The organism is Janthinobacterium kochi, assembly GCF_051380715.1.
Taxonomy (GTDB): domain Bacteria; phylum Pseudomonadota; class Gammaproteobacteria; order Burkholderiales; family Burkholderiaceae_D; genus Janthinobacterium.
In genome coordinates this window covers 239493-254656 of record NZ_JBNYXO010000004.1, presented here as the reverse complement: position 1 = coordinate 254656, position 15164 = coordinate 239493, and the positions used below count along the sequence as shown (strand labels likewise).

Genomic DNA, 15164 nt, shown 5'->3' with positions numbered 1-15164 from the left:
GCATGAGCAGCCCCCCTGCCCCACGCAGCCAGGCCGGCACCAGCGGCGTGGCCTTTCTGCTGCAACTGGAACGCCGGCTGCGGCTGCTGCAAGACACGGGCGAGATTCTCTCGCTGTCGGCGCAGCTGCTGGGCCAGCGCCTGGGCGCCCAGCAAGTGGCCTGTTTCGATATCGACCAGACCTTGCAATGCCCCACCCTGCAGCATGCGTGGAGCGATGGCCTGGCGCCCGGCGCCGCCGGCGAATATTTCCTCGGCGACTATGCTGCCCGCCTGGCCGATGCGCTGGCCGCAGGCCAGGTGCTGGCTGTCAGCGATGTGGCCAGCGACCCGCGCACGGCCACGCCGGCCGCGCTGGCCACGTTTGCGCGCCTGGGCATCCGCGCCTTCCTGAACATTCCCATTGCCAAGGAGGGCCGGCTGGCGGCCCTGTTCGTCGTGCACAGCCGCGCGGCGCGCCTGTGGCATGCCGACGAGATCGAACTGGCCGTGCAAGTGTCGGAACGGGTCTGGTCGACCATACTGCGGGCACAGGCGGAATCGCGCTTGCGCGCGCTCAGTGCCAGCATGGAAATGCAGGTGGCCGAGCGCACGCGCGAATTTGGCCGTACCTGGAACGTCAGCCCCGATTTGCTGGGCGTGCTCAACCTCGACGGTTACTTCGAACACTCGAACCCCGCCTGGCACGCCACCCTGGGCTGGTCGGTGGAGGAAATCCGCACGACGCGCTTCATGGAACTGGTTCACCCGGACGACTTGCCGCGCACGCATGCGGCCTGGGATGCGGCTCAGCAAGGCCAGCCGGCGCTGCGCTTCGAAAACCGCTACCGCCACAAGCTGGGCGGCTGGCACTGGCTGTCGTGGGTGGCCGTGCCCGAGGGCGAGAAGGTGTATTGCAGCGCGCGCGACATCACCGTGGAAAAGAAACTGGAAGCGGAGCTGGCCGCGCGCAACAGCGAGCGCGAACGGCTGTGGCGCAGCGCGCAAGACTTGATGGTGGCCATCGATGCCGAAGGCTGCTTTGCCGCCGTCAACCCGGCCTCGGCCGCCATTCTGGGCTGGCTGCCCGAGGAATTGCTGGGCCGCAGCCTGTTCGACTTCGTGCTGCCCGAGGATGCCGCCGCCACGCGCCAGGCCTTGCTGCAAGTCGGCAAGGAAGCCATGCCCAGCTTTGAAAACCGCTACCGGCACCGCGAGGGTGGCCACCGCTGGCTGTCCTGGGTGGCAGCAATCGAAGGCGACCTGATTTTTGCCACCGGGCGCCATGTCACGCTGGAAAAGGAAGCGGAAAGCACCTTGCGCGGCATGCAGGAATCGCTGCGCCACAGCGAGATGGCCCTGCTGCAATCGCAAAAACTGGAAGCGCTGGGCAAGCTGACGGGCGGCGTGGCCCATGATTTCAACAATGTGCTGCAAATTATCTCCGGCAATCTGCAGCTACTGCAGCTGACCCTGGACGACGACCCGCTGGCCGCCAAGCGCATCGCCAGCGCCTCGGCCGCCGTGGAACGGGGCGCCAAGCTGTCGGCCCAGCTGCTGGCCTTTGCGCGGCGTCAGCCATTGAAACCGCTGGTAACGGACCTGGCGCATCTGTTGCGCTCAACGGAAGAGCTGCTGCGGCGCGCCACGGGTGAAAGCATCGAGACACGTTTGCTGCTGGCCGACGACTGCTGGCGCGCCCTGGTCGACCCGCACCAGCTGGAAAACGTCATCCTCAACCTGGCCATCAACGCGCGCGACGCCATGGATGGCCAGGGCCAGCTGACCATTAAACTGAGCAACAGCGTGCTGGGCAGCGACTATGCGGCGCGCCAGGCGGACGTGGCGCCCGGCGACTACGTGCAACTGGCCGTCTCCGATACAGGCACGGGCATTCCTGCCGAATTGCTGGACAAGATTTTCGAACCGTTCTTCACGACGAAGAAGGAAGGCGAAGGCACTGGCCTGGGCCTGTCCATGGCGTACGGCTTCCTGCGCCAGAGCGGCGGCCACCTGACGGTGGACAGCCTGCCCGGCCATGGCAGCACCTTCCGCATCTACCTGCCACGCTCGCTCGAAGCGGAAACGGAACTGCCGCTGCAGTTGAATGGCCCCGTGCTCGGTGGCAAGGAAACCATTCTCGTTGTGGAAGATGACGTGCAGGTGCAGACGACGGTGGTGGACATGCTGCGTGGCCTCGGCTATGGCGTGCTGCGCGCCAGCGATGGCGAAAGCGCGCTGGCCATCGTCGGCAGCGGCGTCCCCATCGACCTGCTGTTTACGGATGTGGTGATGCCGGGCAAGGTCGCCAGCACGGAACTGGCGCGCCAGGCCAGGCTGCTGCTGCCGCAGCTGGCCGTATTGTTTACCTCGGGCTATACGCAGGACGCCATCATGCAGGGCGGCCGCCTGGAACCGGGCGTGGAGTTGTTGAGCAAGCCGTACCGGCGCGAAGACCTGGCGCGGCGCATCCGCCACTTGCTGGCGAATGGCCGCCACGTGACGGCGCTGCACCAGTACCGCGCGCAGCTGGCGCCGCAACCTGCGCCGGCGCTGCCGGCAGGACGCCATATCCTTCTGGTGGAAGACAACACCGACGCGCGCGCCATGACGAGCGAACTGCTGGCCATGCTGGGACACACGGTGCTGGCCGTGGGCACGGCCGAGGAAGCCTTGCCCCTGCTGGGCACGCCGGGACTGGAACTGTTGCTGACCGATATCAGCCTGCCGCAGATGTCGGGCGTCGAGCTGGCCGAGCAGGCGGCCCGCGAGCAGCCGCAGCTGGAAGTGGTGTTTTCCACGGGCCATGCACCCGCCAATTCCGGCGTGCTGGACCCGGCCGCGCGCTTCCTCGTGAAACCATTTACCATCGAGCAATTGCAGCACGCCTTGCTGCCGCCAGTTTAGTAGACGTCGAGCCGGCGCGCCTTCAGTGCGCCGGCCAGCTCTTCCAGGCCAAACGGTTTGCGCAGGAAGCGCGCGCTGGCGTCCTGCATCAGGCTGGCGCCCCAGTCGTGCCCGGAAGCAAACACCACGTCCAGCTGCGGCCAGTGTGCGCGCGCATGGCGCGCCAGTTCCAGGCCGGACATGGTGGGCAGGCTGATGTCCGTCACCAGCACGTCCAGGCCCGGCATGGCCAGCAGGGGCAAGGCTGCCTCGGCGCTGGCCACGCCATGCACGGTATGCCCCAGCATATTCAGCATTTCCGTCGTCATTTCGCGCGCATCGTCATTGTCTTCCACCAGCAGGATGCGCCGCCCGGACGGATCGGGTGCGCCCACCAGGCGGCGGTCGGCCAGCAGGTGGCGGATGCGCCGCGCCAGGTCTTCGCGCTGGTAAGGCTTGCTCAACAGTTCCACGCCCGGGTCCAACCGCCCGCCCTGCATGATGGCATTGTGCGTGTAGCCCGAGGTAAACAGCACGGCCAGTTCCGGCAGCAGCAGCCGGGCTTGCTGCGCCAGCTCCTTGCTGCTGACGGGACCCGGCATGACCACGTCCGTAAACAGCAGGTCGATGGCCACGCCCGTGCCCAGCAGGGCCAGCGCCGAGGCGCCGTCGTCCGCATGCAGCACGTCGTAGCCCAGGCCGCGCAGCATGTCGACCACCGTATGTTGCACAGGAGCGTCGTCTTCCACCACGAGGATGGTCTCGCCGCCGCCCAGCACGGGGCCCGTCAGGCCCGCTGGCGGTTCGGCCAGCTTTTCCAGCGAACGGGGCAGGTAAATTTTAAACGTCGTGCCGGCACCGGGCGCGCTGTGCACCTTGATGTGGCCCGCGCTCTGGCGGATGAAGCCGTAGGCCATGGACAGGCCCAGGCCCGTGCCCTCGCCTTCGCGCTTGGTGGTGAAGAACGGTTCGAAAATCTGGTCAATCACGTCGCGCTCCATGCCATGGCCCGTGTCGCTGATGGTCAGCAGCACGTATTGCCCCTCCAGCACGTCGGCATGCAGGCTGGCGTAGGCGGCATCGAGCGTGACATTGCTCAAGCTGAACGTCAGGCGACCGCCCCCTTCCATCGCGTCGCGCGCATTGATGGCCATGTTCAGCAGCACGTTTTCCATCTGGTTCGGGTCGACCAGGGTATGCCACAAGCCGTCGCTGATGAAGGTTTCCTCGGAAATAGCTTCGCCCAGGGCGCGGCGGATCAGCTCATGCATGCGGCGCAGCAAGCGGCCCAGGTCCGTCACCAGCGGCTTCAACGGTTGACGCCGCGCAAAGGCCAGCAGTTGCGACGACAGCTTGGCGCCCCGCTCGACGGCCGAGGCAGCAGAATCGAGGCGTCTGGCCGCCTGCGGATTATCGGCCACCGTCAGTTTCAGCAACTGCAAGTTGCCGGAAATGATTTGCAGCACATTATTGAAATCGTGGGCCACGCCGCCCGTCAGCTTGCCGATCGATTCCAGCTTTTGCGCCTGCAATAACGCTTGCTCGCTGCGCACCAGCGCCAGCCGCGCCTCTTTTTCATCGGTGACGTCGCGGCCGATGGCGTGGATCAGCTTTTGCGCCGGTACGGCCGTCCAGGAAATCCAGCGGTAGCCGCCATCGCGGCGCCGGTAGCGGTTTTCCATGCGCAAGGTGGGCGCGCCATGGGCCAGGCGCGACAAATCCTGCAAGGCCGCCATGCGGTCGTCCGGATGCACGAGGCTGATGAAATCCATGCCCAGCGATTCGATTTCCGGCCGCTCCAGGATCTTGCTCCAGGCGGGATTGACGGCGATGATCATGCCGGCCAGGTCCGCCACCAGCATGATGTCGGTCGACAGGCGCCACATGCGGTCGCGGTCGGCCGTGCGGTTGGCCATTTCCACTTCCAGCGAGGAATTCAGGTAGGCCATCTTTTCCAGCACGTTCTTCTGTTCCTGCACGTCAGTATTCGTGCCCACCCAGCGCAGCACCGTGCCCGCCTCGTCGAACAGGGGCAAGGCGCGCGCCAGGAACCAGCGGTAGGCGCCGTCGCTGGCGCGGCGCATGCGGAACTCGTGCTCGTAGGCGCTGGCCGTGGCGACGGCCCGCTCCCAGCTATTCTGCGTGGCCTGCACGTCGTCCGGATGCACGCAGTGGCGAAAGCCGCTGGTGACCAGCGACTTCAGCGATTGCCCCGTGTATTCACACACCTGTTCGTTGACCCAGTAGGTGGCGCCGCTGCCATGCGCCAGCCAGGCCTGGTTGGGCATGGTCGAGGCGAGCGAACGGAACTGCGCTTCGCTGTCGAGCAAGGCATTGCGCGCCTGCCAGTGCTCGTCGATGTCTTCGCACGAGCCATACCATTTCACGGGTCGGCCCCGCTCGTCGAGCCGGCAATACGCGCGCGAGTGCACCCAGCGGTAGCGGCCGTCCTGGCGGCGCACGCGCATTTCCGCATCGAAAGGCTGGCCGCTGCCCAGCGCTTCGCTCCACGCCGCCAGGGAATGGGGCACGTCATCGGGGTGGATGGCTTCCAGCCAATTGCTGCCCAGGCCGCTGCAGCCCGTCCATTCGCGCCAGCGCTGGGCCACATAGTCGAGCTTGCCGTCGATGTCGGCCGTCCACAGCACTTGCGTGTTCAGTTCGATGGCGTAATGAAAGTGTTCGCGGCTGTCGTGCAGGGCTTTTTCCAGCTGGCCCCGCTCGATGACGTGCGCGGCCACGCGCGCTGCCAGCGCCAGCAGTTCGATTTCGGGTTGCGTGGGATGGCATGGCGACTGGAAAAACAGGCCCTGTACGCCCAGGATATGCCCCTTGGCGCCGAAGACGGGGGCGACCCAGCAGGCGCGGTAGCCGTGCAGCATGGCTTCCTTGCGTCCCGCGCTCCAGTGTACGTCGCGCGTGATGTCGCCGCAATACACGGGCGCGCCGGAAAAGGCGGCCGTGCCGAACGGGGAAGGCTGTTCGCCGCCATGCCGCAAGGCCAGACACAGGTCTTGCGGCAGGCTGGGCCCGGACAAGCCGCAAAAACGGTCGGCCTCGTCGATCAGCACCAGGCAGGCATGCGCGCCGCCCTCGGCCAGGTCTTGCAGCGCCAGCAACAAATGCTCCAATGCATGGGCCAAGTCGGCGCCTGCCGCGATACTGCCCAGCGCACTATGCTCGGCGTCCAGCAAGGAAAGAATGTTGTTTGCGTGCACCGTGTCGATAAGGGGAAAACTGATGCCCGAAATATACCATGGGGCACCCCTCTTCTAGGGGAAAACAGCGCGCCGCTTGATCTCTGCGACTGCGCGGCCCTATGCTACAGTGTTGCTCCCTTCTCAAGCGAAACCCAGCATGCCGACATCCTTGCCATCCTCCCTGATCGCCACTGCCCTGCTCGCCTCCGTCCACGGCGCCGTCGCCGCCCCCATGAACCTGGACGACTACCTGGCCCTGAATGGCCCCGCCCCCACGGCGCAGATCGCGTACGGCCCCGCGCCGTCGCAATACGCGCAGTTGTTCCGCCCCGAAGGCAGCGGACCGTTCCCCGTCGTCGTGCTCGTGCATGGTGGCTGCTGGACGGTAGCCTTCGGCGGCATCGGGCAGATGCGCAACGTGGCCGGCGCCCTGGTGGCGCAAGGCATCGCCGTATGGAATGTCGAGTACCGCAGGGTCGACGAGCCGGGTGGTGGTTATCCCGGCACGTATGAAGACATGCACGCGGCGCTCGGCAGCCTGCAACAGCACGCGCCCCAATACCAGCTCGACACCAGCCGCATCGTGGCCATGGGCCATTCGGCCGGCGGCCAGCTGGTGCAATGGATCGCGGGCAGGGAAAAGCTGCCCAAGACCAGCCCCCTGTACCGCGACAAGTTCCTGCCAGTGAAAAACATTGTCAGCCTGGGCGGCCTGGCCGACCTGCGCCATGAAAAGGACTTGATCAAGACCAGCTGCGAACGTGATATCGCGCAACTGGCAGGCAGCGCCAGCACTGAGCGCCCCGACATCTATAGCGACACCAACGCGGCCGACCTGATGCCCAACGGCAGCCGCACCGTGCTGGCCACGGGCGAGCTCGACACCATCTCCCCGCCCAGAGTCGCGCACGACTATGCGGCCAGGGCCCTCAAGGCCGGCGACCATGCGGAAGTGCTGATCTTGCCCGGCGCCAGCCATTACGACGAGATCGCGGCGACGTCGAATGCGTGGCGGATGATTTTGCCGGTGATCAAACAGATGCTGGCAATGGAGGCGAAATGAAACGCACCATCGCCTTCACCCTGCTTGCCGCCTGCTCGGCCATGGCGTTCGCCGCCGATACCCTTTCACTCGAAAGCGGCTTGCTGCATGCCATGCAGCTCAAAAAGGGCACGACCGAACGCACGGGCACGTCCGGCCAAGCCATCCGCGCCTACCAGCACGCCGGCCTGGTCAGCAAAACGCCCCGCCAGCGCGCCGACTACACCGACTACTACCTGCTGGACAAGCCCGTGCCCTTCATGGGCCACGAACTGGTGCTGATCGAAGAAGAATACATCGACAAATACATAGGCTGCTGCGTCAGCCCCGGCGTCGGGATCACGCTGAAAGTCCATGGCAGCCTCAAGAATCTGCGACAGTTCGCCCGCGCCAACCGCTGCACCCTGACCGACCATGTTGATTTTGCAGATGCACTGCGCGAAGTGGCGATCAAGAACAAGGTGCCCAAGGCGCACTATGCGTCCCTGAGCTGCCGCGAGCGCGATGCCGAGCGCGATGAGACATGACAGCTCCCCGCAAGACAAGCCTCTCTGTACAGATAGAACACTACGTTGAGTTTCAGGGACAACAGTGTTTAACGTACTGGCAGCGCAAGTCAGCAATAGGTGATTACGGAGGGCTATCGCCTGCGGAGTCAACCAGTCAACGTGACAGTTGTTGAGGTTTGAAAAATGGGAATTCAATCCAGGAAGGAAACCAATGTCAGCGAAGACGGAACTCAAGAAGGCTCTCTGTGCAATTGATGATGCGGCGACTGCATTGATGAGAGCGCGTAACGATGCAAATCCAGATGCTGAGTCCCAAATTCGCAAAGCGCTTAGCGAACTTGATGATGCCGAGCGTGATATTAAGCGTGCAATCAGAGAAATTCCTGATGTTTGAGCGCGTGCTGTTGAACGGGCGAAATCGGCCAAGAGCGAACGGCCCTTGGCACGGAATGCATCTGTACTGATGATGGAATCATTGAAATGCAACATAAAATTCGAATTGCAGCCGCTGGAAACACGCTCGCTCCTGCGTTGGGAATCTTGCAAAAACTTGGCTATGCGGTGACTCGAGACAAGTCGGCTGAACAACAATATCAAGCGGACGATGACACTTGTATTTTTGTCGCTGACGACCCATTGACTCTACTGGGCCTAGTAAAGATTTACGAGGAACGTGGCGCTGACTGGCAGCCTAGTGACGAAGAAGTGCAGCGCTTGCTTTTGCTCGACGAATGTGAGGAATGACGGCCAACTTCGGCCACAAGCCGACATTGGCGAGCGCAAGACACATTGCAAGACTAGTGCAAATAAGGCAAACTTAGTAAATCTTTGCGCTTCATGTTTATTTGCTTCAATTGGTTGCCGCGCGAACGTCCCTTCTATCCAATCCCGTGGAACCCGATGAAGAAAATACTGCTGTCCATTGCACTACTGTTCTTTTCCTGCGCCGGCAACACCCAAGAACCTCGTCCTTTGACGATCGGTTTTACCCAAACGATTCCCTCCGCCATCCTGAAGGCCGAGCGCACGATATGGGTTCATCTACCCGAAGGCTACAAGGCCGATGGCGCCGAACGTTATCCGGTGATTTATGTGCTGGATGGGAAGGATCAATTTCAAGCACTGGTAGCGGTGATCGAACACTTGAGCGGCGAAAACCTGATGCCCAAGATGATTGTCGTTGGCATCCTGCAGGACGACAGGCTGGCGGAGCTTACCTTCGGCAAGGATATGGAATTTCCGGACTCCGAAGGCAAGGGGGAGAAATTTCTCGACTATATAGAGAAAGAGCTGATCCCCCATATTGACGCGAAGTTCCGTAGTGCACCGTATCGCACATTTGTCGGGCACTCCGTGGGCGGTTTGACTGTGGTGCATACTCTGGTGCATCGTCCGCAGCTGTTTAACAGCTATATCTCGCTGGAAGGCGCGCTCTGGTGGAACAAACATCATGTTGTTAAAGAGGCAAAAAACGTGCTGGGCCAACCGTCCTACGAAGGCAAGATCCTGTTCATTGCCATGGCCAATCATCTGGAAACCAAACCCAGTCTCCAGCAGGTGCGCAAGGATAAAAGCAGCGACACCGAGCTGATTCGGGCCAATCTCGAACTGATCGATGATTTTGCCAAACACAAAGGCACGGCTTTGCGCCTGGGGCAACAGTATTATCCGGACGATTCACACAGTTCCCTGACGCTACAGGCGGAGTATGATGCGTTGCGATTCATTTTCGACAACTACCGCTTGAAATTCTATAGAAGCCAGGTAGACAATCCTGGCTTTGACGTGGTACAGCGCCACACCGCGCATTATCAGGCGCTGGCGAAAAAGATGGGCTATCGCATCCAACCGAACAGTGCTGAGCTGGTCAAGAACGGATATGCTTTCTTGAATCGCAAACAATATGAGCGAGCCGCCTACTTTTTCCAGCAGCTGGAGCAATACTATCCGAATGATCCCAATACCTATGACTGCCTGGGCGATCTATATTCCGCCATGGGCGACAAGCCAAAAGCCGTTGAAAGCTTCAGGAAAGGGCTGAGCCTGGGTGACATGAAGGAAACTCGGGACAAGCTCGGCGCGCTGCTGAGCGGGAAATAATCGTTTGAGGCGGCATGCCCCCAACAACGTTGATCTGGGGTTGGCAGAGTAACGTGGCCGACTTCGGCCACAAGCGGACCTTCGGGCCATCGCCGGAAAGCGGCCGTTCGTGGCCCCATTTCTCGGGTAACCGTCGCCCGGCCCAGGAAACAATTTAAAAGTGTTCGGCATATTGGAGCGTTATAATGACAGAAATAATTCCAAGTGACTGACAGTCATGGACAAAGAACAGCTTTCCTCGCCTCATCAATATCATCTGTTACACGGACCCCAAGGGCCCTTTAAGCACTGCTGGGCTTTCTGACAAGGAAGTTGGGCCATGACTTCTCGAAGAAAATTCGTTGGTACCGCGCTGGCCGCCGCCGGCGCAATGGCAGGCTTGTCGTCCTGCTCGTCGGGATCCAGTGCAGACAGTTACGAAAGTGTGACGGCTCGCACTTGGCGTCACGGCAAGGTTGCCGTCGGCGACAAGGCCGCTCTTCAACATGAACTTGTGCGCTACGCGACTTTGGCGCCGTCAAGCCATAACACTCAGTGCTGGAAATTCCGCCTTGACGATGGCGCCATTTCGATACTGCCCGACCTGTCGCGCCGGTGCCCCGCGGTCGACCCGGATGATCACCACCTTTTCGTCTCCCTCGGGTGCGCCGCCGAGAACCTGTATCAGGCAGCTTTGGCCAATGGGCTGATGGGACACTCTGGCTTCGACGCCGCAGCGGGCAATGCACTGCGTGTGGCTTTTGAGCCGACAAAACCCGTCGCATCATCGCTGTTTCAGGCGATCCCCGAGCGCCAGAGCACACGCGGCGAGTATGACGGGCACCCCCTCGACCGGTATGAACTTGAGCTGCTGGAGCAGGCAGGTACCGGCAATGGCGTTCAGGTGATTGTCCTGACCGAACGCAAAGCCATGGAGACGGTCCTTGAGTATGTCGTTCAAGGCAACACAGTCCAGATGAACGATCCCGCCTTCGTCGATGAATTGAAGAAATGGATACGCTTCAACGGCGACGAGGCGGTTCGAGCCGGAGATGGGCTATATGCCGCATCATCCGGTAACCCGTCTGCGCCAACATGGCTGGGCAGCCTGCTTTTCAGCTTGTTCTTTAGCCCGAAGAACGAAAACGACAAGTACGCGAAATACGTGCGAAGTTCGGCCGGCATCGCGATATTCGTCTCGGACACCGCAGTTCCTGCCCAGTGGGTTGAAGTGGGACGTTGCTACGAACGTTTCGCGCTGCAGTCGGCTGCGTTGGGTATTCGCAATGCGATGCTTAATCAACCCGTGGAGGTATCGACGCTGCGGCCGCAGTTTGCCGATTTTCTGGGTATCGGAAAGCGCAGGCCCGATCTTGTCGTCAGGTTCGGCCGAGGCCCCAAACTACCGTCGTCACTGCGACGACCGGTACAGGCGGTACTGGTTTGAATTCGCACCGCCCAGCTACCGATGATTGATTGATGGACAATACAATCAAGGCCGGCATCACCTGCTTCGCACTGGTGTTCGGTGCGGGCTTTGCGCTGGGAATGATCCGTGTGCCATTTCTGGTGCCGCGCCTTGGCGAACGTGTCGCGGAACTCATCGAAATGCCGTTCATGTTTGTAGCGATAGTGGTGTCGGCTCGACTCATCATCAGGCGTTTCAGTCTGCCCGCCAATGCCTTGGCTCGCTTGGTGGCTGGATTTCTTGCGCTGAGTCTGCTGGTCGCCGCCGAAGTCTTGTTTGCCGTCGCACTTCAGGATCTGACGTTTGGCGAGTATGTCGCCAGCCGCGATCCAATATCCGGCATTTTCTATCTGGCAATGCTGGCACTATTTGCAGTAATGCCGCTCGTTCTCGCGCGCGCCACATCGGCTCCCCATGGGTAAGCCCAATCTGGCGCTCAACCTCGCTCCCTTCGGTAGCTGTTAGGTGACGTGTTAAGGCTTAGCTCAAGATCACATGGAACCTGAATCGAAGCTGCGTGCCATCAAGGCGATACACACCTTGGTGTGGGCGGTATTTGCGGGCTCCATCGTCGCAATCCCGGTCTATACCTCGGGCGGAAACGTGAAGGTGGCGTGGGGGCTGATCGGGTTCGTCTTCCTTGAGGTTGCCGTCCTCCTGCTCAACCGGATGAAGTGTCCCTTAACCGCCGTGGCTGGCCGCTACGCATCCGAGCGCCAGGACAACTTCGACATCTATTTGCCGCTCTGGCTGGCCCGCCATAACAAGGTGGTCTTTGGTGGGCTCTACGTTGCAGGTATCGTCTACACCGTATGGGGGTCGGTTCACGCCGCTACCTAATCCTTGGCTGCAGGCGCGACGACACTGACTGGACGCGGCCTGAGCTCAAACTTTGAAGGTCCGCTTTTCTAACGTCTGAACTTCCGCTCAGGGGCGCGAGCAGACGTCCCTCAAACGCGAACCGGCAACGACAGCAAGAACACGCCCGCGCCTCAAACCCAGGCTCGCGGCTCTGGCCCGCCGTTCTTAATAGCCAGCGATCAACACAACTCTACTGAACACGCGCCAGGTACTGTGCCAGCTGGGCGAAAGTCGCCTTAAACCCCTGCTTCATCGACTCATGCCCTTCCAGGAAAGTCCGATGCTGCTCATCGGTGGCCTTGTGCGGCGTGGAGCGCAAGGTCATCGTCGTCTTGCCGTTTTCCTCCGTGAGGGTCATGGTATTGAACGATTCCAGCGGCCAAGTGGCGCTGACGGGGTGCTGCACGGCATTGCCCTGCTTGTCGGCAAACGACAGGATCGAGACGATCCTTTCCGGCGCGTCAATGGACTGGTAGGTAAACTTGCCCCACATCTCGTAGCCATTGTCGGCACGCATGCCGTAGTGGAAAACGCCGCCCGGCTGCAAGTCCAGCGCCAGCACGCTCAATTCGAAGCCGACAGGCCCCCACCATTGGGCCAGCCGTTCCGGCTCCACCCACGACTGGAACACCAGTTCGCGCGGCGCGTCGAAGGTTTGCGTGATGACAAAGTCGCTGCTGTCGCGGTGCTGTCCTTCCTGCTTCTGTTTTTCCGTCGTCATGCTGTCTCCCTGTGTTGATGAGGTCAAATTGCAGCGGCAACTGGCGGCAGCCACCAATTTGGTCCATTGAGCCTACTTCGCCTTTCCCGCCGCCACCAGGTCGAGTATATGCTTGGGCACGGCCGCATAGTGCTTGAACTCCATCGTATAGGTGGCCCTGCCCTGGGTCAGCGAACGCAAAGTGGTGGAATAGCCGAACATTTCGGCCAGCGGCACCAGGGCCTTGACGATGCGCCCCGCGCCGCCGGGGATGTCGTCAACACCCTGCACCATGCCCCGGCGCGCCGTCAAATCGCCCATGACGTTGCCCATGAATTCTTCCGGCGTTTCCGCCTCCACCTGCATCATCGGTTCGAGCAACACAGGGTGGGCTTTGCGCATGCCATCCTTGAAGGCGATGGAACCGGCCATGCGAAACGCGTTTTCATTCGAATCGACGTCGTGGTAGGAGCCGAAGGTGAGCGTAGCCTTCACGTCCACCACAGGGTAGCCAGCCAGCACGCCGGCCTTTAACGTTTCGACGATGCCCTTGTCGACGGCGGGAATGAATTCGCGCGGTACCACGCCGCCCTTGACGGCGTCGACGAACTGGTAGCCCGTGCCCGGCGGCAGGGGTTCGAGCTTGAGCACCACGTGGCCATACTGACCCCGTCCGCCCGACTGCTTGACGAACTTGCCCTCGATATCTTCCACCGTGCGCGTGATGGTTTCGCGATACGCCACTTGCGGCTTGCCCACGTTCGCTTCCACGCCAAATTCACGGCGCATGCGGTCGACTAAAATTTCCAGGTGCAACTCGCCCATGCCCGACATGATGGTCTGGCCCGATTCCTCGTCCGTATGCACCTTGAAGGACGGATCTTCCTGCGCCAGGCGGTTCAGGGCGATGCCCATCTTTTCCTGGTCGGGCTTGGTCTTCGGTTCGACCGCCTGCGAAATCACGGGTTCCGGGAAAACCATCTTTTCCAGCACGATGATGTGGTCGATGGCGCACAGGGTGTCGCCCGTGGTCACGGCTTTCAAGCCCACGGCGGCGGCGATGTCGCCCGCATACACTTCCTTGATTTCCTTGCGCTCGTTCGCATGCATCTGCAAGATGCGTCCCAGGCGCTCGCGCGCGCTCTTGGTGGGGTTGTACACCATGTCGCCGGAGTTCACCACGCCCGAATACACGCGGAAGAACGTCAACTGCCCCACGAACGGGTCCGTCATGATCTTGAAGGCCAGCGCGGCAAAGTGCTCCTCGTCCGTCGGGTGGCGCTCTACCTCGTTGTCATGCTCGTCGTGACCCATGATGGGCGGCACTTCCATGGGCGACGGCAGGTATTCGATGACGGCGTCCAGCATCGCCTGCACGCCCTTGTTCTTGAACGCGCTGCCGCACAGCATGGGCACGATTTCATTGCGGATGGTGCGCGCGCGCAAGGCCTGCTTGAGCTCCGCTTCCGTGAACGTGTCGCCATTCAGATAGCGTTCCGTCATGTCGAGGCTGGCTTCGGCCGCGTGCTCGACCATGTGCTCGTGCCACTCCTGCGCCTGTTCCCGCAGTTCGGCGGGAATCTCGCCATAGCTGAACTGCACGCCCTGGCTGGCGTCGTCCCAGGTGATGGCGCGCATTTTCAGCAAGTCGATGACGCCCGTAAAATGCTCTTCGGCGCCGATGGGCAGCTGGATGGGCACGGCCACGCCTTTCAGGCGGGCGGCGATCTGCTTACGCACGCGCAAGAAATCCGCGCCCACCCGGTCCATCTTGTTGATGAAGGCGATGCGCGGCACGTGGTATTTGTTGGCTTGCCGCCAGACGGTTTCCGATTGCGGCTGCACGCCGCCGACGGCATCGTAGACCATCACGGCACCGTCGAGCACGCGCATCGAGCGCTCCACCTCGATCGTGAAGTCCACGTGGCCGGGCGTATCGATGATGTTGATGCGGTGTTCGGGGAAGTTGCCGGCCATGCCTTTCCAGAAGGCGGTGGTAGCAGCCGAGGTGATGGTGATGCCCCGTTCCTGCTCCTGCTCCATCCAGTCCATGGTGGCGGCGCCATTGTGCACTTCGCCGATCTTGTGATTGACCCCCGTATAAAACAGGATGCGCTCGGTAGTGGTGGTCTTGCCGGCGTCGATATGGGCGCTGATGCCGATATTGCGGTAGCGCTCGATAGGTGTTTTGCGGGTCATCACAATCTCCTTGGCTAGCCCCGGCACCCGGTTTTCCAGTGTAGCAGACATCGATTTGGGTGGCACGGCAGCTGGCCGTTTACCAAGCGCACAACACTGTCCGCCGCACACACGTCTGGGACAGAGAATAAACAAGGTATTCCGCTATACTTCCACCTCCATTAATCCAGTAAAGATTAATCAGAATCAAGACGCACGGTAATTTATCGTGCAAGGCGACGCCGCAGGCATGCAGCCCAGGT

Annotated in this window: 12 protein-coding genes; 9 read left to right on the top strand and 3 right to left on the bottom strand. The window is 61.5% G+C overall.

The window, feature by feature from the left end:
• Positions 1 to 2: 2 nt before the first annotated feature.
• Complete coding sequence (locus ACQ4WL_RS11515; protein ID WP_436509859.1) at positions 3 to 2885, top strand: hybrid sensor histidine kinase/response regulator; 2883 nt, start codon at positions 3 to 5, stop codon at positions 2883 to 2885.
• Here the strand turns inward: ACQ4WL_RS11515 and ACQ4WL_RS11510 are convergent.
• Complete coding sequence (locus tag ACQ4WL_RS11510) at positions 2882 to 6082, bottom strand: PAS domain-containing protein (RefSeq protein WP_436509858.1); 3201 nt, start codon at positions 6080 to 6082, stop codon at positions 2882 to 2884. The two genes, ACQ4WL_RS11515 and ACQ4WL_RS11510, sit on opposite strands and share 4 nt — an antisense overlap.
• Before the next feature lie 139 nt (positions 6083 to 6221).
• Between ACQ4WL_RS11510 and ACQ4WL_RS11505 the strand changes: the two genes are divergently transcribed.
• The 8 genes from ACQ4WL_RS11505 (at position 6222) to ACQ4WL_RS11470 (ending at position 12002) form a co-directional block, all read left to right on the top strand.
• Complete coding sequence (locus ACQ4WL_RS11505) at positions 6222 to 7127, top strand: alpha/beta hydrolase (RefSeq protein WP_436509857.1); 906 nt, start codon at positions 6222 to 6224, stop codon at positions 7125 to 7127.
• Positions 7124 to 7633, top strand: a complete 510-nt coding sequence (locus ACQ4WL_RS11500) for a hypothetical protein (RefSeq protein ID WP_436509856.1) — start codon at positions 7124 to 7126, stop codon at positions 7631 to 7633. Before ACQ4WL_RS11505 ends, ACQ4WL_RS11500 begins: the two co-directional genes overlap by 4 nt.
• 193 nt (positions 7634 to 7826) lie before the next feature.
• The gene (locus ACQ4WL_RS11495; protein ID WP_436509855.1) at positions 7827 to 8009 is read left to right on the top strand and encodes a hypothetical protein; all 183 of its coding nucleotides are present in this window, start codon (positions 7827 to 7829) and stop codon (positions 8007 to 8009) included.
• Positions 8010 to 8095: 86 nt separating this feature from the next.
• Entirely contained in the window at positions 8096 to 8359 is a 264-nt protein-coding gene (locus ACQ4WL_RS11490; protein ID WP_436509854.1) for a hypothetical protein, read from the top strand.
• A gap of 156 nt (positions 8360 to 8515) precedes the next feature.
• Positions 8516 to 9715 (top strand): alpha/beta hydrolase-fold protein, encoded by a 1200-nt coding sequence (locus tag ACQ4WL_RS11485; RefSeq protein WP_436509853.1) that lies wholly within the window; start codon positions 8516 to 8518, stop codon positions 9713 to 9715.
• 319 nt (positions 9716 to 10034) lie between these two features.
• Complete coding sequence (locus ACQ4WL_RS11480; RefSeq protein WP_436509852.1) at positions 10035 to 11141, top strand: Acg family FMN-binding oxidoreductase; 1107 nt, start codon at positions 10035 to 10037, stop codon at positions 11139 to 11141.
• Positions 11142 to 11173: 32 nt separating this feature from the next.
• Positions 11174 to 11584, top strand: coding sequence for a hypothetical protein (locus ACQ4WL_RS11475; RefSeq protein WP_436509851.1), 411 nt, complete (start codon positions 11174 to 11176; stop codon positions 11582 to 11584).
• A gap of 73 nt (positions 11585 to 11657) precedes the next feature.
• Entirely contained in the window at positions 11658 to 12002 is a 345-nt protein-coding gene (locus ACQ4WL_RS11470; RefSeq protein ID WP_436509850.1) for a hypothetical protein, read from the top strand.
• Between the two features lie 211 nt (positions 12003 to 12213).
• Here ACQ4WL_RS11470 and ACQ4WL_RS11465 read toward each other — a convergent pair whose 3' ends face one another.
• Positions 12214 to 12744 carry an SRPBCC family protein gene (locus tag ACQ4WL_RS11465; protein WP_436509849.1) on the bottom strand — a complete coding sequence of 177 codons (531 nt, stop codon included), beginning with the start codon at positions 12742 to 12744 and terminating at the stop codon, positions 12214 to 12216.
• Between the two features lie 72 nt (positions 12745 to 12816).
• The gene (fusA, locus tag ACQ4WL_RS11460) at positions 12817 to 14922 is read right to left on the bottom strand and encodes an elongation factor G (protein ID WP_436509848.1); all 2106 of its coding nucleotides are present in this window, start codon (positions 14920 to 14922) and stop codon (positions 12817 to 12819) included.
• Positions 14923 to 15164 lie beyond the last annotated feature (242 nt).